Raw genomic sequence first — 21,145 nt, 5'->3', positions numbered from 1 at the left:
CTGCAAGGACGCATCGCCATGGGTTTTGTACCGTTGATCGAAGTCACCCGGGGTGGCCTGCCCGAGTGCCAGCACTGGGGCGCGGTGGCCGTTGCCAACCGCCAGGGGCAGGTGCTGGCGCAGGTGGGCGACCCGTACACCGTCACCTTCACCCGCTCCACCATCAAGGCGTTCCAGGCGCTGCCTTTCATGCAGTCGGGCGGTGCACGCGCGCTGGGCTGGGGGCAGGGCGAGTTGGCGCTGCTGTGCGCCAGCCACAACGGCGAGCCCATGCATGTGGAGCAGGCCGACCGCATGTTGGCCAGCGTGGGGCAAGACTACCGCGCGCTGCGCTGCGGCTGCCACCGTCCCTTGTTTGCCGAGCTGGGCCTGGGCACGCTGCCCCAGAGTTTTGTGCCCGACGAACGCCACAACAACTGCAGCGGCAAACACGCGGGTTTTGTGGCGCATTGCGCGCGGCAGGGGCTGCCGCTGGAGGGCCACCTCGATCCAGCCCACCCGCTGCAGGTGGCCATCCGCAACCATGTGGCGCAGGCGGTGGGGCTTGCCCCCGATCAGCTGGCCATGGGCATCGACGGCTGCTCGGCGCCCAACTACGCCATGCCGCTTGCGCACCTGGCCCGGGGCTATGCCCGGCTGGCCGGTGGCGCGCCTGACACCGACCTGTACGAAAGCCTGACCACACTGGCCGACGCCATGGTGGCGCGGCCCGAGCTGGGCTCGGGCACGGGTCGGCACGACCTGGACTTCATGCAGGTGGGGCAGGGCGACTGGGTGTCCAAGACCGGCGCCGACGGCGTGCAGGTGGTGGGCAGCCGCAGCCGGGGCGAGGCCTTTGCGCTCAAGATCATGGACGGCAACATGGTGGCCCAGGTGGCTGCCGCCGTCGAGGTGATGGACCAGCTCGGCTGGCTGGACGCTGGCCAGCGCGAGGCGCTGGCGCGGCGGCGCTCGGCGCACATCGTCAACGCCCGGGGGCTCGCGGTGGGTGGGCGCCGTGCGGTGTTCCGGCTGCAACGGGCGGGCTGAGCCGCCAGGGTCTTCTCAGGCGGAAAATTTGAATAAAAAGTGCCGTCTCCGCGCTATGGATAAGCGCTGGCAGCTATGAAAAATGTAGCAAGTGGCTCCGTGTCCGGTAGCACATAGATCACCCCGGGGCCCTGCCCGAACAGCGGGGCGATGAACTGGTTGTAGAACGCTTCGGGCGCATTCACACAGCCATAGCTGATGCGCTTGTCGCGCGCGCTGCCGCTGGCCAGGCGCTGGTGGCGGCGCTCTGAGGCGCTGACGCTGCGCACCCGGTGCAGCGACACGGCCGAGTCGTAGTCGATCCACACAATGTCTTCCCCGCGCAGGTTGCGGCCTGGCTCGGCCACAAAGCGGCCTGCGGGGGTGGTGCGCTCCTCCGGCCGGATCTGCGCCAGTGGGCGCGTGCCCAGGTCGGGCGCCGACCGGTCGCCCCGCGCCGCGCCCAGCAGCACCGGCGCGCTGCCCAGCCACTGCCCCTGGGCTGAAAACACATGGATGCGGGCCCAGGGCTTATCGATCACCGCAAAAGGCAGCCCCTGGTGGTCGCCCGTGGCCGTGGCCCAGCGCACCAGCTGGCGGGCCGTGGCCGAGGCATCGGCGGGCAGCGCAAGGGCGGCCAGTGGAGCGAAGGCCAGAGTGCAACCCAGGGCAGAAAGGACAAGGCGGCGGTTCATTGCGAAAACATGCAAATTGGCAAAATGCTGCGCCCCCAAAGCTGACAAAACCGGCGCTGCGCAGGGCCAGCGCACCCGTGAATCTGGCTTCGCCAGGCCGCCTAGTGCGTGCCCCCCCTTCGGGGTAAGGCTCTGCGGGCAACTCAGGGGGCTTTTGACCCTCGGGGGCTATCTCCAGCAGCCAATGCCCCCAATAATGCCTGTACCCGCGACTCTTGCGAAGCATTCGCTTCCCCCCTGGCCATGTTCGATCGCCTGCGCAAAGCCTTCAGTCCGTCCGGCGGCTCCGCCACCCGGCCCATCACCAACAAGGAGGTGGCCCGCTGGGCTGCCTCGCAGCAGCTGGCCATCGTGCCGTCCGCCACCGAGGGGCACTTCGACCTCGGCGGCGATGTGGGCGGCCACCCCTGGCGGCTGGAATGCGGCGCCCCCACACGCGACTACGTGCGTGGCCTGGAGCTGCGCGGTCGCGCCGACGTAGGCGCCGACCCGGATGCCGCCGTGATGGTGCTCAACCGCTCCTTGCATGAGGCCCTGGAGGGCAGCGCCTACAACGCGATCACCGACACGCTGCAGACCACGGTGAACGCCAACTTGCCCGAAGAGATGCGCTGGCTGGCCATGTACGAAGAGATGACCTGGCCCGGCCTGCCCGCATCCTTCTGCCAGCATTTCGCGGTTATTGCCGAGCGCATCGAAGTTGCCCAGCGCTGGATCCACGCGCCCGTGGTGTCGCAGCTGCTCAACTTTCTGGAAGGCGAACACAGCGCTGCCAGTGCGCAGTCCCCCCTGGTGCTGATGCTGGTGCGCGGCAAGGTCTACCTGCGCATGGAGCACACACAGCGCAGCCTGCCCGAGATCGCACACGCCACCCAGATGCTGCTGATAGGCGCCCAGGCCGCCATGCAGAACCTGCCGCCCATGTCGGTGGCGGGGCCGGATGATTTGCCGAATGTGGAGCGGTAGGGGGGTGAAGCAACAGACTTAGCAACGACTGGACTTTGCAGTCCTCGTCTAAGGTTGCAGGCTGATCGCAGATTCGAAAAGACCATATCTGCTCTCGGCCATAACCAGCCAGTGATGTTTGGGTGAAGCGGACGCTCAACGTACACGGCTTGCGCAAGGCACATTAGCTCGAGCCGTTACCAATGGAACCCTCGCGCTTCCGGCACAAACAACCCAACAAGAAACCAAATTGTGTGACCAACCCAGCAGATGAGCGTGTAGAGCGCGATCTGCTCGGCAATCCACCAATTAGCCAAGAACCAATCGATGATCAGCCATGCGCGCCAACCCTCAAACCAAGACGCGCCTCCACCCCACACGACCCACCATGTAAAGCATGTATTGAGCACCCACAAAGCAGTCCAAAGGCCAAGACTCATGACACTGAAGGTAATTTAGACGGCACCAACCCGCACGCCATATCTGGTACTGGATCAAGTCCGTGAGCGAATTCGTTACAAACACCATAGCTTGCGCACGGAGTTGGGCCATCGCATGGTTCTTAGCTCATCATAAAACTGCTTTCGTGCCTTGGCTGAAGGATAGCCCTCAGCCCGCTAGCGCCCCTCGCCATGGGGCAGAATCCGGCCAAGAGCAGCCACTTAGAAAGGGCCTAGATGAGTGCTGACAACGATCTGGTGAGTAAGCACCTGCAGCGGCCCTTCAGCGCTAAGGAGAGAGGCTGGGTAGAGGTTGGATTGGGCATGTGCGCAGGTTTGTTGGCCTGGCTTGAATACCTCCAGCCGTCCGTGGGGCCTTTCACGGGTAGATGGGGCTGGCTCAAAGAGTTTATGTACGCGCACTTGGGCCCCCACGGGGTCGCAGTCGGCTTCGGTTTGATTGGCTTGGTGCTCACGCTCTGGGGGGCCTACGAGGTGGCTATTTCGCGGAGAAATGAAGCTCTCAAGAAGATTTGATCGAGACCTCAGAGCCTGCCGTGGGGCGTCTGCTTCGGGCCCCAAGCGGAAATTCACGGTGTATTGCGGCAACACACCGTTGGAACCTCACGCGACTTCTGCCAGCGCCACCGAGCAAAAGCCGCCCAGCAGCGAGGGCGGCGTTCCCCGCTCGCAGCGCGTGGTGACGCAAGAGCGGGGAAGGGAGGCCCGCAGGGCCTCAGGCAGAGAGTGCCTCTGATCAAGCCCCGCGCGTGATAGGCACACCCGCATCGCGGCCGTAGGTGCCGTACTTGCCCAGCTCCCACTTGGCGATTGCGTTGCGGTGCACTTCGTCCGGGCCGTCGGCAAAGCGCAGGGTGCGCGCGCCGGCGTAGGCGTAGGCCAGCGGGAAGTCGTCGCTCATGCCGCCGCCGCCATGTACCTGCATGGCCCAGTCGATCACCTGGCAGGCCATGCTGGGCGCCACCACCTTGATCATGGCGATCTCGGTCTTGGCGACCTTGTTGCCGGCCACGTCCATCAGCCAGGCGGCCTTGAGCGTGAGCAAGCGGGCCATGTCAATCTTGCAGCGGGCTTCAGCGATGCGCTCTTGCGTTACGGTTTGCTGGGCCACGGTCTTGCCGAAGGCGGTGCGCGAGGAGGCGCGCTTGCACATCAGTTCCAGCGCGCGTTCGGCCAGGCCGATGAGGCGCATGCAGTGGTGGATGCGGCCGGGGCCAAGGCGCCCTTGTGCGATCTCGAAGCCACGGCCTTCGCCCAGCAGGATGTTGGAGACGGGCACGCGCACGTTCTCGAAGGTCATCTCGACGTGGCCGTGCGGTGCGTCGTCATAGCCCAGCACGTTCAGCGGGCGGATGATGGTGATGCCCTTGGCGTCAGCTGGCACCAGCACCATGCTCTGCTGCGAGTGACGAGGCGCTTCGGGGTCGGTCTTGCCCATGGTGATGAACACCGAGCAGCGCGGGTCGGCGGCGCCTGAGATCCACCACTTGCGGCCGTTGATGACGTACTCGTCGCCGTCGCGCTCGATGCGCGTCTCGATGTTGGTCGCGTCGCTCGATGCCACATCGGGCTCGGTCATCGCGAAGGCCGAGCGGATCTTGCCTTCGAGCAGGGGCTTGAGCCAGCGGGCCTTGTTGGCCTCGTCGCCATAGCGCGCAATGGTTTCCATGTTGCCAGTGTCGGGGGCCGAGCAGTTGAAGACCTCGCTCGCCCATGGCACGCGGCCCATGATTTCGGCCAGGGGGGCGTATTCCTGGTTGGTCAGGCCCGCGCCGTTGTAGCCCGAGGCGGCTGCGCTGTCCACCGGCAGAAACAGGTTCCACAGGCCTGCGGCCTGGGCCTTGGGCTTGAGGTCTTCGATGGTCTTGAGCGCGCTCCAGCGCTTGCCCGCAGCCGTGTTGGCCGCCAGTTCGGCGGTGTACGTGGCTTCGTTCGGGTAGATGTGGTCGTCCATGAACTGGAGCAGCTTGGCCTGCAGTTCCTTGGTTTTGGGCGAGTAGTCAAAGTCCATGGGTTTCTTCTCCGTTGGTAATCGTGGGGCGGCGTTTTTGCCAGTGTCTTTGCTGTGGCGCCCTTGCCGCGTGCTCAGCCGCGCTGTGCGAACGACCAGGCCAGTTCTGCCATAGGCCGCGCGGTGTCGCCCGAGGCCTTGGCCTGCGCGCTGGAAGCAGTGCCCGCCTCGACGCGCTTGGCAATTCCCTGCAGGATGGCCGCGATGCGGAACATGTTGTAGGCGAGGTAAAAGTTCCAGTCGGCCCGCAGCGCCTCGGGCGTCGCGATACCGGTGCGCTCGCAGTACAGGCGGATGTAGCTGTCTTCGCTGGGGATGCCGAGCGCCGCCAGGTCCTGGCCTGCAATGCCCCGGCCCATGGCGGCGGGGATGTGCCAGCTCATGCAGTGGTAGCTGAAGTCGGCCAGGGGGTGGCCCAGGGTGGAAAGCTCCCAGTCGAGCACGGCGATGACACGGGGCTCGGTGGGGTGGAACATGAGGTTGTCCAGGCGATAGTCGCCATGCACGATGGACACTTGCCCCTCGTCCCGCGCGCTGGCGGGCATGTGCGCGGGCAGCCATTCCATGAGCTTGTCCATCTCGGGGATGGGCTGCGTGATGGAGGCGACATATTGCTTGCTCCAGCGGCCGATCTGGCGCTCGAAGTAGTTGCCGGGTTTGCCGTAGCTGGCCAGGCCCCGGTCTGCAAACTTCACGGTGTGCAGCGCGGCGATCACGCGGTTCATTTCGTTGTAAATCGCGCCGCGCTCGGCCTGCGACATGCCGGGCAGGGACTGGTCCCACAGCACGCGTCCCTGCATGCACTCCATCACGTAGAAGGCGCGGCCGATGACCGATTCGTCTTCGCACAGCACAAACATGCGCGGCACGGGCACGTCGGTGCCATACAGGCCGCTCATCACGGCAAATTCACGCTCGATGGCGTGTGCCGAGGGCAGCAGCTTGGCCACCGGGCCGGGCTTGGCGCGCATCACATAGCTGGTGGTGGGCGTGATGAGCTTGTAGGTGGGGTTGGACTGCCCGCCCTTGAACATCTCCACCGTCAGGGGGCCCGCAAAGCCCTTCATGTTCTGTGCGAGCCAGGTGCTCAGCGCGGCAGTGTCAAACGCGTGCTGGTCAGAAACGGGCCGGGTGCCAACGAAATGGTCAAAGTTGCTCATGAGAGAAGGGCGGAGAGTTTGTTGTTCTTCAGTTGTCGGTTTCCGCAATGCGCATGAGTGCATCGCGGTCGCGCACCACCAGGCCGCCCGGCTCGATGCGGATGGCATCCTCGCGCTCCATGGCTTTGAGCTCCTGGTTCACGCGCTGGCGTGATGCGCCCAGCAGCTGTGCCAGTTCTTCTTGCGCCAGTTGCAGGCTGATGCGCATTTCGCTGCCGTCCGACAGGCTGGGCACCCCATAGCTGCGCACCAGATGCACCAGCTGCTTGGCCAGGCGCGATCGCAGGGGCAGCGTGTTGAGGTCTTCCACCAGCCCGAAGAGCTGGCGAATGCGCCGCGCGTGCAAGCGCAGCATGGCTTCGTACAGCTCGGTGTGCACGGCCAGGATCTTGCGAAAGTCGGCCTTGGCCACGCACAGGATGGTGGTGTCGCCGTGTGCGTAGGCGTCGTGTGTGCGCCGGTCCCCATCGAAGATCGCCACGTCGCCGAACCAGATGCCCGGCTCCACATACGTCAGCGTGATCTGCTTGCCCGAGATGGAGGTGGAACTCACCCGCACCGCGCCGCGCGCGCAGGCAATCCACTCCTCGGGTGGATCCCCGCGTGCGGCAATGAGGCCGCCGTCCTTGAAGCGTTTGACGTATGCACATCGGAGGATGTCGTGGCGTAGCGAAGGTGAGAGTGATGAAAACCAGCGACCGGAGTTGATCGCTTCACGTTCTTCGATAGTAAGAATCGGGTCGTCCATGGTCTGTCTTTTGCGTGACTGGTAACGGGGCCATTGTCGCGTGAGGGACCTGCGCGCTGCGTCAGGGTTGTCACCTGCGCGTCTGCCACCTCTGCGCCGAGCCCGCGCAAAAAAAAGCCCCTGGCTGCCGTTGTGGCAGCCAGGGGCCTGAAGCGCTGAGCGTTGGGTGTTTGTGCGCGCTATTCGTAGCGTGGCACGCGTTTTTCGAGGAAGGCTGAAATGCCTGCACCGCCGTTGGCGTGGTGCAGGTTTTTCACGAAGTGGTCGCGCTCATGGCCAAGGTGCTGGGTGAGGCTGGCGCGGGGCGCTTCGTTGAGCAGCTCTTTGATGCTGGCCAGCGCGTTGGGGGCCTTGGCATTGAGCTGCTCGGCCAGTGCGAGCGCGGCGTCCAGTGCGGAGCCTGCTTCGGCCACGCGGTTGACCAGGCCCAGGGCATGCAGGCGCTCGGCGCCAATGCGCTCGCCACCCATGAGGATCTCGGTGGCGATCTGGCGGGGCAGGGCCTGCGACAGGCTCCAGCTGGAGCCGCCATCGGGGGACAGCGCCACGTTGCTGTAGGCCATCACGAACACTGCATTGCGCGCCGCCACGATGAAGTCGCAGGCCAGCGCCAGCGAAAAGCCTGCACCGGCCGCCGCGCCTTCCACCGCTGCAATCACCGGCTTGGGGTAGGTGCGGATGGTTTCTATCCAGTTGTGCAGGCCTTCGATGCTCTGGGCCTGCACCTCGGGCGGCTGCTGGCGGTTGGCCAGCAGCCGCTGCAGGTTGCCGCCCGAGCAGAACATGCCGTCTGACCCGGTAATGACCACGCTGCGGATATCGGCGCTGCTCTCAGCCACGCTCAGCGCCTCCACTCCGGCGGCATACATGGCCGGGTCAATGGCGTTGCGCCGCTCGGGGTTGCTGAGGGTCAGGATCAGGGTCTGGCCCTGGCTGGTGCTTCGGAGTTCTGCGGGCATGGCGGTCTTCGGTGGAGTGGCCGTAGTGCTGGGCGATCAGGCTTCTTCGACGTGGCTCAGGCTCAGGCCGATGGCGCCGCGCCGACGCAGCCAGGGGCTGGGGCGGTAGCGGGTGTCGCCATACACGGTCTGCATGTTGAACAACACTTCGAGGATGTTCGTCGGGCCCCAGCGGTCGCCCATGGCCAGCGGGCCCAGCGGGTAGCCCAGGCCCAGGGTCACAGCAGTCTCCAGGTCCTTGGGGGTGCAGATGCCTTGCTGGCAGATGTCGCTGGCGATGTTGACGATGGTGGCCACCACGCGCTGGGTGACGAAGCCACCGCTGTCGCGGATCACGCTGACCGGCTTGCCGTCGCGGGCAAACAGCGCATGCGCCGCGTTGCGGATGTCCACGCGCGTAGCGGGGTTGGTGGCCAGCACGCGGCGCTTGGTGGCGGCGTCGTCTATCAGCATGTCAATGCCGATGGTGCGGGCCGGGTCCAGCCGCTCCACGACCGCCACAGTGGTGATGTCAAACCCCAGCGGCGCGACCAGCGTGATGGCCTGGGGCGAGGGCGATTGGCCGGTTTCGATGGTGGCGCCCAGGTCCTTGAGCAATTGGTACAGCTCCGCACGGCGCGCGGCACGGGGCGAGACCCACACGGGGGGAATCTCGGTCACCACGGGCGGCGGCGCCTCTGCGGGTACTTGCGCCACGCCATCCACGTAGCGGTAAAAGCCTTCGCCCACCTTCTTGCCCACCACGCCGCCTGCCAGGCGCTGCGCGGTGATCACACTGGGGCGAAAGCGGGGCTCGTCGTAATACTGGCGGTAGATGGACTCCATCACCGGGTGCGATACGTCAAGCGCCGTGAGGTCCATCAACTCGAAAGGCCCGAGCTTGAAGCCGACCTGGTCGCGCAGGATGCGGTCGATGGTGGCAAAGTCGGCCACGCCTTCGCCCACGATGCGCAGGGCCTCGGTGCCAAAGCCACGGCCTGCGTGGTTCACGATGAAACCGGGCGTGTCTTGCGCCTGGACGGGCGTGTGGCCCATTTCCCGTGCGTAGGCGGCCAGGGTCGTGCACACGGCGGCATCGGTCTTGAGCCCGGCAATCACTTCCACCACTTTCATGAGCGGAACCGGGTTGAAGAAGTGGAAACCCGCCAGGCGTTCTGGCCGCTGCAGGCCAGCGCCGATGGCGGTGACGGACAGCGACGAGGTGTTGGTGGCCAGCACGGCATCCGGGCGCACCACGGCTTCCAGCTCGGCAAACAGCGCCTTCTTCACATCCAGGCGCTCGACGATGGCCTCCACCACCAAGTCGCAGCCTGCCAGGTCGGCCACGGCCTTCACAGGGTGTAGGCGTGCGGCCAGCGCGCTGGCCTGGGTTTCGTCGATGCGGCCTTTGGACACCAGCTTAGAGCGGCTAACAAAAGCCTGTCATCGCCCAATGCCCGATGTGCGTTTGATACGGCATGGGAAAAAACAGGAACAAAGAAATCAGCGCGGCGCTGTACAAAAGGCTTGAGCCGTTGCTGCCGACCGCGAAACCCTCGCCCAAGGGCGGCAGGCCGCGACTGAGTGATGAGCTGGCCTTGAATGGCATCCTGTTCGTGCTGCGCACGGGCACGCCTTGGGAGCACCTGCCCCAGGAACTGGGCTTTGGCAGTGGCATGACCTGCTGGAGACGACTGCGTGACTGGCAGGCCGCCGGTGTGTGGCACCGTCTGCATCTGGCGTTACTGGACGAACTGCGCAGTGCAGACAAACTTGACTTCAGCCGCGCCAGCGTGGATGGGGCCAGCGTGCCCAGCCCCCGGGGGGCCCGTACACGGGCCCCAACCCCACGGACCGGGGCAAACTCGGCAGCAAGCGCCACATCATCACGGACCGCCAGGGCATCCCGCTGATCTTTTGCGTCACCGGAGCCAACCGCCATGACTCGGTGGTGTTCGATGAGCTGGTTGACGCATTGCCAGCGGTGGGCGGCAAGCGCGGCAGGCGCCGCCGCTGGCCCGAGAAGCTGCATGCGGACAAAGGCTATGACTACCCTCGGTGCCGTGCCCACCTCAAGCGCCGAGGCATCCAGGATCGCATCGCCCGCAAAGGCATCGAGCGCAATGACCGGCTCGGGCGCCATCGGTGGGTTGTCGAGCGCACCCATGCCTGGCTCGCTGCCTTTGGCAAGCTGCGCACCCGCTTCGAGCGCCGCATCGACGTTCATGTGGCCCTGCTTTCCCTAGCTTGCTGCATCATCTGCATTCGCAATCTTCTTCCGTTTTGTTAGCCGCTCTTAGCCCACTGGTCCTGCAGAGCGGCCTGGGCCGCATCAGCGGCGCCGGGGTTGGCGTCGAACAGAAACACCTGGCTGCCGGCCTGGGCTGCGATTTGGGCAATGCCCCGGCCCATGGCGCCGGTGCCCACGATGGCGATGGTGGGAAACTGAATTTTCATAGCGCCATTATGGCTCTGGCCTTACCTGGGACTTATGTGCAAGAATGCCTCGGACCAGAAACAGAACTTATTGTGAAAATCCGTAACACCATATTTGGACCGGGGCTGTGGGTGGTTGCAGCTGGAGCTTCGGCGCTGTCCCTGGGCAGTGGCAGTGGCACGGTGGTGTTGGGGTCTCCCGTCGATCTGGCGTTTGAATTGCAGCCTGACCCCGGCACCGATGTCGCGTCGTCCTGCGTCACCGCCAAGCTGGTGGCTGGCGACAACGCTGTTGCTGACAGCAAGGTGCGCGTCATGCCCCTGCCAGAAGTGCGGGGCCGCCCCTCGGGCGTGCGGGTGATGGCATCGATCGCGCTCGACGAACCCGTGCTGACAGTAACCCTCACGGCAGGGTGTGCGGGCAAGACCACACGCACCTATACCTTTCTTTCTGACCTCCCGACCATTGCCACCCGTTCCGCATCGGCGTTGCCGGTTGACCTGTCGCGCCTGCCAGGTGCCGCTGGTGCTGAAGCGGCCCGGCCTGCACCCAGGGCGCAGGACAGCCGCCCGGTGCCAGCCTCTCCGGACCCGCGCGCCACGCCCCAGCCCCTGGTGCCCAGGGCGCCTGCAGCGGCCCGGCCGGTAGCGCCAGCCACGGCCACGCCCCCGGTGCGACCTGCGGCACGGGCGCCGGTCCCTGGCAAGGCCCCTGCGGCAGCGCCCACCAACCGCCCCCGCCTGGTGATTGAGCCTCTGGACATCTGGCTGGACAGCCCCGTTCCGCTGCGTTCAAGCCCCGAGCTGTCGGCCACACCATCCGAAGAAATGTCGCCCCAGCGCGCGCAGGCCATTGCGTTGTGGAAGGCCTTGAACGCGCAGCCGGAAGCCCTGCTCAAGGACAGCGAGCAACTGAAATCACTGGAATCCGAGGCCGTCGCCCTGCGCGCGCAGGCTGCCAAGGAACGCGCCGCTGCGGCTCAGCTGCAGCAGCAACTGGAGCTGGCCGAACAAGAGCGGTTTCCTGCCACCATCGTGTATGCGCTGGGGGCCCTGCTGGCACTGGCCCTGCTGGCGGCTGCGTGGATGTGGATGCGCCTGCGCAAGGCGTCCCAGCACGCGGTGCGGGCCTGGGGCGACTCGGTGGCCCTGGGGTCACGCGATACCGCCGCAGCTGAGGAGGCGCTGGGCCTGACGCGCGATTCTGGCGATTCCTGGCTGCCGTCTGACACGCAGCCTGTGCCCGAGGAGGATGCCCCGTCCGCCGCCGGGCCGTCCGCTCCTGTCACGGTGCCCGCCCCCAGCCCGGCGCCGGTGGTGGCTGCTGCGGCCAGACCGCCGTTGGTCAGTGCACCGGTCCCGCTTCCATCACCGGCAGCCGCCTCGGCATCGCTGCACATCGTCAACCCGGAAGAGCTTTTTGATATCCAGCAGCAGGCCGAGTTCTTTATTTCGGTGGGCGAGCACCAGCAGGCCATCGAAGTCCTGAAGAACCACATTGCCGAGCACCGCGAGACCTCGCCACTGGCCTATCTGGAGCTTTTGCGGCTGTACCACACGCTCAGCCGGGTGGACGAATTTGCCCAGCTGCGCGCGCAGTTCATGCAGTCCTTCAATGCGCAGGTGCCCGAGTTTTCCGGCTTCCACCGCACGGGGCGCATGCTCTACCACTACACCGATGCGCTGGCCGACATCGAGGCCTTGTGGACATCCCCCGAGGTGCTGGGCCTGCTGGAGACGCTCCTGTTCCGCCGCACCGGGGCCGAGAGCGTGGAGCCGTTTGACCTCGCAGCCTACGACGACCTGCTGCTGCTGCTGTCCATCGCGCAGACCACGCCCGCCAGCGCACGGGGTGAACCCCCACCGCGCAAGCGCACCACCCCCCTGGCTCCTCCCCGGGTCGAGGCCTTGGTGGCTGAATCGATGATTGCCCCAGCCCCGGTGTCGGCTGAGTTGCAGCGGGACGATGCGCCCCTGGATTCGCTCGCGGCCAGCCTGGAGTTTGACTTTGGGGCCATGCCGCCACGCCCGGCCGCAGGCAACAACAACGCCCCCGTGGCCACCGCCCCGGCCGCCATCGGCAACGACAGTGGCCATGCACCCCTGGACCTGGACCTGTCGGAGCCTTTGCACCTGACCCTCAGTGACCTGCCGCCCGTGCCCGTGACACCCCCGCCACCCTCCGGGCAGGCCGTGGGTTTTGGCATGGAGAACGACCTGATGGAACTGCGGCTGGAACTGGAGCAGATGAAGCACAAGACCGATCGCAGCAAGTAAGTCTGGATCAAAGCCGGGCCGGTGGCTTGTTGCCCCTGCCCCTGCGTTGCGGAGGTGGGTGCTGTTGATGCGCTGAGGCGGCGCCTGACTTCGTCGCCGATGCTCGGCGCAGCACTCCCCCAATAAGCCCTGACGGGGGGCGCCATGCCCCCCGAGCGCCTTGGCGCCGCCGTCAGGCAGGCGCCATGTGCTGCATCAGCTGGGCTGCCGCGCTTTCAGGATCTACCGCGTTCACCAGGGCCCGCACCACGGCGATGGAGCCCACCCCCGTCGCGAGCACCTGCGCAAACTGCTCGGCGCCAATGCCACCAATCGCCACCTGCGGGTAGTGCCGCATCAGTCGCGCGTACACCCCCAACCGGCCTACGCCCTGGGGGGCGGTGGCCATCTTCTTGAGCGTGGTGGGGAACACGGCCCCCATGGCGATGTAGCTGGGGCCCACAGCGTCGGCGCGCACCATTTCGGCATAGCCATGGGTGCTGACGCCCAGGCGCAGGCCCGAGCTGCGCAGCGCCTGCAGCTCGTCGGCCTTCAGCGCGTCCAGGTCCTCCTGACCCAGGTGGATGCCATAGGCACCGGCCTCAATGGCCACACGCCAGTGGTCGTTGATGAACAGCAGCGCCCCCGTGCCCTGCACGGCCTGCACGGCGGCGCGCACTTCGCGCTCCACTGCAGCGGCATCGTCGGACTTGAAGCGCAGCTGCACCGTGGGCACGCCCGCGCGGGCCATGCGGCCTACCCAGGCAGCATCGGGCAGCACGGCGTACAGGCCCAGGTGCTCGGGGCAGGGCACGAACTGGTGGGTGCGTGGCAGGGGTTGCAGGCCGAAGTCTTCGGGGGCGTCGGGCCACGCCTCGGGCTGCGCACTGCCGGTGCGCACCGCGCGCGCCTGCCAGGCGCGGGCCAGGCATTCGGCGTCGTGGGCGATGAAGCCCAGCTGGCTGCAGGCTTGCAGCGCGGCCAGGTAGACGGGCTCTTGCGACGTGGGTGTGGGCACGGGCTCGGGCGGAAACCCCGCAAAGGTGGCCGCGTGGTGGCTCAAGATGGCGTGCGCCAGGGCGGTGGTGTCATGCATGGGCGTGGTGCCAGAAAGGGGTGCCCAGCACGGGTGTGCTGGGCTGGGCGGCGTCTTGTGCGGCCATGGCACCCGCCAGGCGGGCTGCGCGCCCGGCGCTGACGGCATCGGCAAACGCACCGGCCATGGCCACGGGGTCTTGTGCCAGGGCGACGGCGGTGTTCAGCAGCACACCGTCAAAGCCCCATTCCATGACCTGGCAGGCATGCGACGGCAGGCCCAGCCCGGCATCGACCAGCATGGGGACTTGAAGGCGCTCACGCAGCGTCTGCAAGGCGTAGGGGTTCACCGGGCCGCGCCCAGTGCCGATGGGTGCGGCCCAGGGCATCACTGCCTGGCAGCCCACATCCACCAGGCGCTGGCACAGCACCAGGTCTTCGGTGCAGTAGGGCAGCACCTGAAAACCTTCCTTGATGAGGTGTTCGGCCACGCCCACCAGGTTCAGCGTGTCAGGCTGCAGGGTGTAGTCGTCGCCGATCAGCTCCAGCTTGATCCACGGGGTGTTGAACACCTCGCGCGCCATCTGCGCGGTGGTGATCGCCTCTTGTGCGCTGTGGCAGCCGGCGGTGTTGGGCAGCACGGGCACGTTGAGTTTGCGCAGCAGCTCCCAGAAGCTGCTGCCGCTTTCGGCCGGGTTGCTGCCCTGGCGGCGCAGCGAGGCGGTGACCATGGCGGGCTGGGCGCGCAGCACAGCGGCTTCAAGTACGGCGGGGGAGGGGTAGCGCGAGGTGCCCAGCAGCAGGCGGCTGGCGAACGTCTGGCCGTACAGCACCAGCGGATCTTGGGGCGTCGGAGTGGTCATGTGTTTACTATGTTTTTGATAGCTATCAGGGCTTGATGAGCGCGCGCAGAGGGCCTTTTTTTCTCAATTTTTCAGTGCCAGGTCAGCCCCCGGTCACCGGCGAGATGATTTCCACGCGGTCGCCCGGCTGCAGCGCATGGGCGGCGTAGCGGTTGTTGGGCACAAAGGTGGTGTTCACCGCCACGGCAAAAGGCGGGCGCGCCGCGACGGCGGCCACGGCATCGGCCACGGTGGCGCCCTCGGGCAGTTCGTGGGGGGTCTGGTTGATGGAGATATTCATGCGAGGGCCGGGGCAGCACTGGTGGCTGGCACGCATGCAGGGGCCAGGTCCAGCGCAAGGTCAAAACGTTGCGAAAGCTCCGATTGTCCTGTGTTCAGCACTTCCAGCGTCACATCGAGCATGGCAGGCGCGATCATGAAGCCGTGGCGGTACAGGCCGTTGATCTCCAGCACGCCCGGGCGCGTCTGGCGAATGGCGGGCAGGTTGTCGGGCAGCGTGGGGCGGCATTGCGTGGCCAGCTCCAGGATGCGGCCCTCGGCAAAGCCGGGGTGCACGGCATAGGCGGCGCTGAGCAGCTCCAGCGTGGAGCGCACGCTTGCGGGCGAGAGGTCGTCCGACTCGATCTCGGTGGCGCCGATCACGAACAGGTGGTCCTGCTTGGGCGCGATGTAGATGGGGTAGCGCGGGTGCACCAGGCGTGTGGGGCGCTGCAGCGTCACGTCGGGCGCATGGATGCGCACCACCTCGCCGCGCACACCCCGCAGCGCGCTCCACTGGCCCTTGGCGCCCAGGCCCCGGCAGTCCAGCACCCAGTCGGGCTGGCCGGGGGCGCCGGGGCAGAAGGCTTCGGGCGACTGGGGGCTGTACCAGTGGGTGCGCACTCCCAGCCGCTCCATCTCCACCACCAGCGCCGCCAGCAGCTGGCGGTTGTCGAGCTGGCCTTCGCCCGGCAGGTACAGACCCTGGGCAAAACGGTGGGCCAGCGTGGGCTCGGCCTGGGCCAGGCCCTCGCTGCCCAGCTTTTCGAGCCGGGGCAGCTCGGGCACGGTGTTCTGGTTGGCCTCCAGCTGGCGGGTCAGGCGCTGGGCTTCGGCGGCATCCTGCCGGTGCCACACTATCAGTGTGCCTGCCTGCTGAAAGAACACGGGCTCGGCCAGCGGCGCCAGCAGCTGCGGCCAGCGGGCCAGGGCATGGTGGCCCATGCGCACCACGCCGGGTTCTGTGATGGCCGATTCGGCCAGGGGCGCGAGCATGGCGGCGGCCACCGTGGCGGCCGAGCCTTCGGCAGCGGGGCTGCCCGCGTCATAGATGTCCACCCGGTGCCCCTGGCGCGCCAGCTCCACCGCCAGCAATCGGCCCATGAGGCCCGCGCCCAGGATGGCAAAAGAAGAGGGTTGAAGTGGCATAAGTCGGTCTGTCCGTGTTTCAGTGGTCCGTGTGTTGGCAGGCAACCAGGGACAAAACGGGGGCAGGGCCGCTCTTGGAAACTCCCCACGCCAGCATGACCTGGATCGGGTAGCGGGGCCATTGCGCGCAGCGCAACGCAGGGTTCTGCGCAGCCCCAGGGTATTTCTCAGTCGCACACCATCTTGGTGGGACACCCCTGTTTCGTCCGGAAAATCAAATTACAGCACAAGCCCGCGCCGCCCTTTTTGCGCCAGCGCATAGGCCATAATTTTTGCCATGACTTCTTCGACTCCGTCGCCCTCCACGCCGTCCCCGTCCTCCACGCGCCGCTATGTGCGTGTGCTCTCCATTGCAGGCTCCGACAGCGGCGGCGGCGCAGGCATCCAGGCCGACCTCAAGACCTTTGCTGCCCTGGGCTGTTACGGCATGACGGCCATCACCGCCATCACGGCGCAGAACACCTGCGGCGTCACGGGCATCCACGGCATCCCGCCCGAGATGCTCAAGGCGCAGATCGACGCGGTGGTGCAGGACATCGGCGTGGATGCCGTCAAGATCGGCATGCTGCATTCGCCCGAGGTGGTGCGCGTGGTGGCCGAGGCCATCCGCACCCACCAGTTGCCCCACGTGGTGCTGGACCCGGTGATGGTGGCCACCAGCGGCGACCGGCTCATCGCTGCGGAAACCGTGAATGTGCTGGTGCAGGAGCTGTTCCCGCTGGCCGAGGTGATCACCCCCAACCTCGATGAAGCGGGCTGGTTGCTGGGCCGCAAGATCGACGGTGTGGGCGCGCTGGACGCCGCCGCGCAGGCCCTGCGCGCGCTGGGCGCCCCGGCCGCGCTGCTCAAGGGCGGGCACTTGCCCGGAGACTGGGTGGTGGATGTGCTGGCCTTGCCCGATGGGACCTGCCAGCGCCTCGCATCGCAACGCATTGCCACACACAACGGCCATGGCACCGGCTGCACGCTGTCGTCGGCCATCGCATCTCACTTGGCACTGGGCGCGTCCTTGCCGCAGGCGGTGGAACGCGCCCGGGCCTATATCCTGGGTGCCATTGCAGCAGGCGCCGATGTGACCACCGGGCGTGGCCATGGCCCGTTGAACCATGGGTATGCGCCGGTGGCGCAGCAGGTGTTGCGGGAAGAAGTTTGAGTGTTTTTGAGCCTCAAAGCCCGTACATCAAGCGCTGATAGCTCATTAATTGATAGCAATCACTGGCCGCGTGGGCGCGTGGCCCAAGCCAGTGCAAAGCTGAATGCCAGCGCAGGCAGGGCCGAACCCGCACCTGGCAGCACCTGGGGCGCCAGGTGGTACACCGCAATGCCCGCCAGCCAGATGGCCACGGGTGCCGCATTCACCTTGCGCGCGGCCGCCAGCAGGGCGGCTGCATCGGTGCCAAAGGCCAGGCGCCCCAAAATCACGCCAAAGAGGGGCACAAACACCGAGCTGAGCAGCAGCAAAAACGGCTCCAGGCTGTGCATGGGCAGCACCAGCGCCAGCCCCGTGCACAGCGCGGCCACCAGCAGGCCCCACGCGCGCACGCCAAAACGTGGCAGCAGACTGTGGGCCGACACGGCGCCCGAATAGGTGTCGCCATAGGCGTTGTCCACCTCGTCGATCAGGATCAGCGACAGCGCAAGCAGCCCGCCCTGGGCCAGCAGCAGCGCCTGCACCAGGTCCTTGCTGGGCAAGGTCAGCGCCACCAGTACGCCGAGCGAATAGCACCACATGTTGGCCAGCGCATAGCCCAGCCAGGTGCCGCGCAGTGCCGAGCCGCCGTTCTTGCCATGGCGCGCGTAGTCGGCCACCAGCGGCAGCCACGAGATCGGCATGGCAATCACCAGGTCCAGCGCGGGCAACACGCCCATGCCGCCCGCGCCCTGGCGCGTCCACAGCGCTTCAAAACCTTGCGTTTGTGCCAGCGACAGGAACTGCCATGACAGCCACAGCAGCGACAGCACCACCAGCGGCAGCGCGATGTGCGCAATCAGCTTGCGCACCAGCTGCACCATCGATCCGCTGATCAGCAGCATCACCACGCCACCCCACAGCAGTGTGGCCAGCACGGGCCAATGGGCGCCGGCCATGGTGCCGGATTGCTGGCCGATGGCCACGGTGGCATCGCGCATCACCACCAGCTCGAACGTGCCCCAGCCCACCAGCTGCACGATGTTCAGGATGATGGGCAGGCTGGCAAACGTGCGGCCATACACGGCGTGCATCAGCCCCGCGCTGGCCAGGCCGCTGTCGCAGCCCAGCTTGGCCACCCAGCCCAGCAAGCCCGCGCCGACGATGGAGCCGGCCACGATGGCAATCAGCGCTTCTTGGGTGCCCAGCGCGGGCATCAGATACGCCCCGACCTGCATGACGAGCAGGCCCACGCCCAGGCTGAACCAGAGCGAGGCGTGGTCATGCCACTGGAAGACACGGCGATCGGGGGAGACGGGGGCCAGCGCTTCGTTGGTGGCGTGCGTGGCGGGAGATGAAGACATGCAAAGGCTCCGTAAGCAGATACAGAGCAGGGCGGCGGCCTGCCAGCACGGCCCGAGATCACTCAGAGGCTGGCCAGAACAGACATGCTTCCCTGCGCGAGGATGATCTCAATCAGGTTCAAAGGGACTCTCTCAGTCGGTTCCGGTGGCCCGGTCCCGACACCCCTAGCGTGGGCGCTCCCGTTGGAGCGCGGGGCCATTGTAGTGGGGTGCTCAGGGCGCGGGATGGCCGATGGGGATTGCGTAGTGCATCACCGAGTCGCCGGAGGTCGGGTGGTACTGCGCACCGTAGATTTCCAGATCCGGCCCGAGGGTGTGCGCATGGTCGGCCGATAGCAGCCAGCTCGAATAGATGTAGTTCACCGTTGCATCGACATTCTGTGCCGGGCCCCGGTGGGTGAAGCGTGCGTAGGTGGATGCGGGGATTTCCATCGCCACCATGCCCTGCGGCAGCGTGCCAAGGTCATGCACTTCGATGCACGCCAGGTAGCGCAGCTCTTCCGTGTGGGGCCCCGCCGGTGCCACGGCGCCATAGCAGACACCGGCCACCGTGTGTTCAATCTCGCCCAACCGGGGCAGAAACTGTGCCCACAGGGGCGGCAGTTTCTGGCCCAGGTTGTTCTTTTCGGAGTCGATGCCGTAGTAGTCCGTGGGCAGCCCGACCAGCTGCATGGCAGGCTGCTCCTGGATGTCGGGCACCAGGGAGATGTTGTGGTGCAGGTGTGCGATGTAGCTTGTATCGAACCGGATCTTGCGCACGAACAGCGAGCGGTTGCCCATCTTGCGGTACTGCGACGGCGTGATCCGAAAACAATCGCGGAACGCGCGCGTAAAGCTCTCCTGTGTCTCGTACCCTGACGCCAGCGCAATGTCGAGCACGGGGAGCCGCGTGCTGGTCAGCTGCTCCAGCGCCCGGGAGAACCGCCGTGACCGGATGTAGGTCTTGAGGGTCTCGTTGGTCAGGGCCTTGAAGATGCGCTGGAAGTGCCACTGGCTCATCCCCGCCGCCCGTGCCACCTCGCTGAGCTGGATGTCGGATTCGAGATGGGCTTCGATGAAGTCGATGCCCTCTTGGATTTGCCGGAGATAGAGCACGGTGGCATCCGTCCGTTCAAGGGGTGTCAAAAAAGCCGGTCATGGCAACCAGCCGGTTCTGGTCGTTGTACCGACCATAGCTCACGCCTTCCCCGATCACCTGCCCGCTGCCATCCAGCATGTTCCATTTGGCAATGCTTTGCTGGTTGTGGCTGGCGAAGTAGTGGGTCACAAAATGGCCGCCCGGCACCTGGCGGTGGAAGTCGTCCATGTAGGCGGTGAGCTGGCTCCAGCCCTGGGCGGTGGCCAGCGGGTCGTTGTAGGTGCAGTCCGGGTCGAGGGACTGGGAAAACAGGGTCTCCCTGTCTGCAGCCGAGTTGGTCTTCCACGACGCGGTGTAGGTGTCCCAGATGGATTGAAGGGGCTGTTGGCTCATGGTGCGCTCCTGGTGGGTGGATGGAGACGCCATCGTGCCGGGCGCCTGCGCGCCTTTTGGACATTTTGTGCTTATTTGTGGGCGCGCCGTGCTGCCTTGACGTAGCGCTGTCCTGACGCACCAGGACTATGCGCCGACGGAAGGGGCTGGGGCAGATGCAGGCACTGGCGACACCCCCAGCAACTGGTGCAGGCGTGGGCTGGTGGTGGTGTATTGCAACGCCACCTTGTCGCCCTTGAGCGCCTCGGCCGCGCCAAAGGCGGCCAGCGTGGCTTCGTGGAAGCCGCACAGGATGAGCTTGCGCTTCCCGGGGTAGGTGTTGATGTCGCCCACGGCGTAGATGCCCGGCACGCTGGTGCGGAAGGCTTCGGTGTCCACCACCAGCTGTTTGCGGTCCATGGCGATGCCCCAGTCGGCAATGGGACCGAGGCGGGGCGAGATGCCCAGTACGGCCACCAGCACGTCCAACGCCAGGGCGCGGGTGCTGCCATCGGCGTCCACCACTTGAAGCGCGGTGAGCTGGTTGCCAGTGGCTTCGATGCCGGTGATCTGCGCAGCCTCGACGTGGATGCGGCCTGCCTCACGCAATTGCTGCAGGCGCTGCAGCAACGCGTCAGGCGCCTGGAACACATCGCGGCGGTGCAGCAGGCTCACGCGGGCGGCCTGGCCTTGCTCGGCCAGCTCCACGGCGCGGGCCACAGCGGGCTCGTCCCCGCCGTGCACGACCACATGGAGGCCGCTCACATCCAGGCTGGCGGGGAGGTTCTGGTAGTGCAGCTGGGTGCCTGCAAACCGCTCGATGCCGTCCACCTTGAGCGTACGCGGCACAAAGGCGCCCACGCCTGCAGCAATGAACACGCTGCGGGCCAGAAGTTGCGCGCCTTGGGGTGTTTCGACCAACAGGCGCCCGTCAGGCTGCACCATGAGGGCCGATACCAGCGTGTTCAGGTGCCACTGGGTCTTGAACGGCGCGATCTGCCGCAGCAAAAGATCCGCCAGCTCGCGCCCTGTGCAGACCGGGATGCCCGGAATGTCGTAGATGGGTTTGTCGCCATACAGCTCTACGCACTGGCCGCCCGTATGGGGCAGGGCGTCGATGACAGAGGCGGTGATGCCTTGCAGGCCCAACTGGAAGACTTGGAACAGGCCCACGGGGCCTGCGCCGATGACGACGGCGTCGGTTTCTTGAATCATGCCGGTGCCACCATGCGCGCGGCG

General features: G+C 66.3%; 18 protein-coding genes, 2 pseudogenes and 1 riboswitch. Of the genes and pseudogenes, 5 read left to right on the top strand and 15 right to left on the bottom strand.

Going from position 1 to position 21,145, the window contains the following annotated elements; translation table 11 throughout:
* The first annotated feature begins 18 nt into the window (after positions 1–18).
* On the top strand, positions 19–1,029 hold the full coding sequence (locus tag ACSQ3O_RS15385; protein ID WP_436139526.1) for an asparaginase: 1,011 nt from the start codon (positions 19–21) through the stop codon (positions 1,027–1,029).
* A 53-nt stretch (positions 1,030–1,082) separates the two neighbouring features.
* Here the strand turns inward: ACSQ3O_RS15385 and ACSQ3O_RS15380 are convergent, their stop codons facing one another.
* A complete protein-coding gene (locus ACSQ3O_RS15380; RefSeq protein ID WP_436139525.1) occupies positions 1,083–1,703 on the bottom strand; it encodes a hypothetical protein in 621 nt (206 codons plus the stop codon).
* 243 nt (positions 1,704–1,946) lie between these two features.
* On the opposite strand from ACSQ3O_RS15380, the gene ACSQ3O_RS15375 reads away from it, so the two are divergent.
* The gene (locus tag ACSQ3O_RS15375) at positions 1,947–2,669 is read left to right on the top strand and encodes a hypothetical protein (protein WP_436139524.1); all 723 of its coding nucleotides are present in this window, start codon (positions 1,947–1,949) and stop codon (positions 2,667–2,669) included.
* Between the two features lie 1,176 nt (positions 2,670–3,845).
* Here the strand turns inward: ACSQ3O_RS15375 and ACSQ3O_RS15370 are convergent.
* The 5 genes and pseudogenes from ACSQ3O_RS15370 to ACSQ3O_RS15350 all read right to left on the bottom strand — a co-directional run.
* Positions 3,846–5,120 carry an acyl-CoA dehydrogenase family protein gene (locus ACSQ3O_RS15370; protein ID WP_436139523.1) on the bottom strand — a complete coding sequence of 425 codons (1,275 nt, stop codon included), beginning with the start codon at positions 5,118–5,120 and terminating at the stop codon, positions 3,846–3,848.
* 74 nt (positions 5,121–5,194) lie between these two features.
* Entirely contained in the window at positions 5,195–6,280 is a 1,086-nt protein-coding gene (locus ACSQ3O_RS15365) for a phosphotransferase (protein ID WP_436139522.1), read from the bottom strand.
* Between the two features lie 28 nt (positions 6,281–6,308).
* Entirely contained in the window at positions 6,309–7,028 is a 720-nt protein-coding gene (locus ACSQ3O_RS15360) for a Crp/Fnr family transcriptional regulator (RefSeq protein ID WP_137748061.1), read from the bottom strand.
* A 179-nt stretch (positions 7,029–7,207) separates the two neighbouring features.
* Positions 7,208–7,987 (bottom strand): oxepin-CoA hydrolase, alternative type, encoded by a 780-nt coding sequence (locus ACSQ3O_RS15355; protein WP_436139521.1) that lies wholly within the window; start codon positions 7,985–7,987, stop codon positions 7,208–7,210.
* A 36-nt stretch (positions 7,988–8,023) separates the two neighbouring features.
* Positions 8,024–9,388, bottom strand: a pseudogene (locus ACSQ3O_RS15350) (3-hydroxyacyl-CoA dehydrogenase); the annotation flags it as partial.
* A 56-nt stretch (positions 9,389–9,444) separates the two neighbouring features.
* On the opposite strand from ACSQ3O_RS15350, the gene ACSQ3O_RS15345 reads away from it, so the two are divergent.
* Positions 9,445–10,256 (top strand): IS5 family transposase gene (locus tag ACSQ3O_RS15345; protein WP_436139520.1). Its coding sequence is split into 2 segments (ribosomal slippage): positions 9,445–9,775 and positions 9,775–10,256, totalling 813 coding nucleotides; the frame shifts between segments, so codons are not numbered across the junction.
* Between the two features lie 5 nt (positions 10,257–10,261).
* Here ACSQ3O_RS15345 and ACSQ3O_RS15340 read toward each other — a convergent pair.
* Positions 10,262–10,423 (bottom strand): annotated as a pseudogene (locus ACSQ3O_RS15340) (3-hydroxyacyl-CoA dehydrogenase NAD-binding domain-containing protein); the annotation flags it as partial.
* A gap of 111 nt (positions 10,424–10,534) precedes the next feature.
* On the opposite strand from ACSQ3O_RS15340, the gene ACSQ3O_RS15335 reads away from it, so the two are divergent.
* Positions 10,535–12,679 carry a hypothetical protein gene (locus ACSQ3O_RS15335; RefSeq protein WP_436139519.1) on the top strand — a complete coding sequence of 715 codons (2,145 nt, stop codon included), beginning with the start codon at positions 10,535–10,537 and terminating at the stop codon, positions 12,677–12,679.
* A 172-nt stretch (positions 12,680–12,851) separates the two neighbouring features.
* Here ACSQ3O_RS15335 and thiE read toward each other — a convergent pair whose 3' ends face one another.
* From thiE to thiO, 4 genes are all read right to left on the bottom strand, one after another.
* Complete coding sequence (thiE, locus tag ACSQ3O_RS15330; RefSeq protein ID WP_436139518.1) at positions 12,852–13,754, bottom strand: thiamine phosphate synthase; 903 nt, start codon at positions 13,752–13,754, stop codon at positions 12,852–12,854.
* On the bottom strand, positions 13,747–14,556 hold the full coding sequence (locus ACSQ3O_RS15325) for a thiazole synthase (protein ID WP_298457759.1): 810 nt from the start codon (positions 14,554–14,556) through the stop codon (positions 13,747–13,749). The genes thiE and ACSQ3O_RS15325 overlap by 8 nt, the downstream gene beginning before the upstream one ends.
* Before the next feature lie 82 nt (positions 14,557–14,638).
* Complete coding sequence (thiS, locus tag ACSQ3O_RS15320) at positions 14,639–14,836, bottom strand: sulfur carrier protein ThiS (RefSeq protein ID WP_436139517.1); 198 nt, start codon at positions 14,834–14,836, stop codon at positions 14,639–14,641.
* Entirely contained in the window at positions 14,833–15,963 is a 1,131-nt protein-coding gene (gene thiO / locus ACSQ3O_RS15315) for a glycine oxidase ThiO (RefSeq protein ID WP_436139516.1), read from the bottom strand. Before thiO ends, thiS begins: the two co-directional genes overlap by 4 nt.
* Positions 15,964–16,240: 277 nt before the next feature.
* Between thiO and thiD the strand changes: the two genes are divergently transcribed.
* Positions 16,241–17,116: a bifunctional hydroxymethylpyrimidine kinase/phosphomethylpyrimidine kinase gene (gene thiD, locus ACSQ3O_RS15310; RefSeq protein ID WP_436139515.1), complete on the top strand. Its 876-nt coding sequence runs from the start codon at positions 16,241–16,243 to the stop codon at positions 17,114–17,116.
* A gap of 59 nt (positions 17,117–17,175) precedes the next feature.
* Here thiD and ACSQ3O_RS15305 read toward each other — a convergent pair whose 3' ends face one another.
* From ACSQ3O_RS15305 to ACSQ3O_RS15290, 4 genes are all read right to left on the bottom strand, one after another.
* Positions 17,176–18,456 carry a purine-cytosine permease family protein gene (locus ACSQ3O_RS15305; RefSeq protein WP_436139514.1) on the bottom strand — a complete coding sequence of 427 codons (1,281 nt, stop codon included), beginning with the start codon at positions 18,454–18,456 and terminating at the stop codon, positions 17,176–17,178.
* A 72-nt stretch (positions 18,457–18,528) separates the two neighbouring features.
* A riboswitch (TPP riboswitch) is annotated at positions 18,529–18,633 on the bottom strand.
* Positions 18,634–18,669: 36 nt separating this feature from the next.
* Positions 18,670–19,551 carry an AraC family transcriptional regulator gene (locus ACSQ3O_RS15300; protein ID WP_298457538.1) on the bottom strand — a complete coding sequence of 294 codons (882 nt, stop codon included), beginning with the start codon at positions 19,549–19,551 and terminating at the stop codon, positions 18,670–18,672.
* A 16-nt stretch (positions 19,552–19,567) separates the two neighbouring features.
* On the bottom strand, positions 19,568–19,927 hold the full coding sequence (locus tag ACSQ3O_RS15295) for a nuclear transport factor 2 family protein (RefSeq protein ID WP_436139513.1): 360 nt from the start codon (positions 19,925–19,927) through the stop codon (positions 19,568–19,570).
* Positions 19,928–20,053: 126 nt separating this feature from the next.
* Positions 20,054–21,121: an NAD(P)/FAD-dependent oxidoreductase gene (locus tag ACSQ3O_RS15290; protein WP_436139512.1), complete on the bottom strand. Its 1,068-nt coding sequence runs from the start codon at positions 21,119–21,121 to the stop codon at positions 20,054–20,056.
* Between the last annotated feature and the right edge of the window lie 24 nt (positions 21,122–21,145).

It is taken from the genome of Acidovorax sp. LjRoot74 (assembly GCF_964254355.1).
Classification (GTDB): Bacteria; Pseudomonadota; Gammaproteobacteria; order Burkholderiales; family Burkholderiaceae_C; genus Acidovorax.
Note: the sequence above shows the minus strand (reverse complement) of the source record. Positions and strands in the feature narration are given on the sequence as shown.

Bases quoted from the DNA above. Each gene is read 5' to 3' on its own strand.
- ACSQ3O_RS15380 (WP_436139525.1), bottom strand. From the start codon at position 1,703: ATGAACCGCCGCCTTGTCCTTTCTGCCCTGGGTTGCACTCTGGCCTTC.
- ACSQ3O_RS15355 (WP_436139521.1), bottom strand. From the start codon at position 7,987: ATGCCCGCAGAACTCCGAAGCACCAGCCAGGGCCAGACCCTGATCCTG.
- thiD (WP_436139515.1), top strand. From the start codon at position 16,241: ATGACTTCTTCGACTCCGTCGCCCTCCACGCCGTCCCCGTCCTCCACG.
- ACSQ3O_RS15290 (WP_436139512.1), bottom strand. From the start codon at position 21,121: ATGATTCAAGAAACCGACGCCGTCGTCATCGGCGCAGGCCCCGTGGGC.
- ACSQ3O_RS15385 (WP_436139526.1), top strand. From the start codon at position 19: ATGGGTTTTGTACCGTTGATCGAAGTCACCCGGGGTGGCCTGCCCGAG.
- ACSQ3O_RS15370 (WP_436139523.1), bottom strand. From the start codon at position 5,120: ATGGACTTTGACTACTCGCCCAAAACCAAGGAACTGCAGGCCAAGCTG.
- thiS (WP_436139517.1), bottom strand. From the start codon at position 14,836: ATGAATATCTCCATCAACCAGACCCCCCACGAACTGCCCGAGGGCGCC.
- thiO (WP_436139516.1), bottom strand. From the start codon at position 15,963: ATGCCACTTCAACCCTCTTCTTTTGCCATCCTGGGCGCGGGCCTCATG.
- ACSQ3O_RS15365 (WP_436139522.1), bottom strand. From the start codon at position 6,280: ATGAGCAACTTTGACCATTTCGTTGGCACCCGGCCCGTTTCTGACCAG.
- ACSQ3O_RS15305 (WP_436139514.1), bottom strand. From the start codon at position 18,456: ATGTCTTCATCTCCCGCCACGCACGCCACCAACGAAGCGCTGGCCCCC.
- thiE (WP_436139518.1), bottom strand. From the start codon at position 13,754: ATGCATGACACCACCGCCCTGGCGCACGCCATCTTGAGCCACCACGCG.
- ACSQ3O_RS15375 (WP_436139524.1), top strand. From the start codon at position 1,947: ATGTTCGATCGCCTGCGCAAAGCCTTCAGTCCGTCCGGCGGCTCCGCC.
- ACSQ3O_RS15325 (WP_298457759.1), bottom strand. From the start codon at position 14,556: ATGACCACTCCGACGCCCCAAGATCCGCTGGTGCTGTACGGCCAGACG.
- ACSQ3O_RS15295 (WP_436139513.1), bottom strand. From the start codon at position 19,927: ATGAGCCAACAGCCCCTTCAATCCATCTGGGACACCTACACCGCGTCG.
- ACSQ3O_RS15360 (WP_137748061.1), bottom strand. From the start codon at position 7,028: ATGGACGACCCGATTCTTACTATCGAAGAACGTGAAGCGATCAACTCC.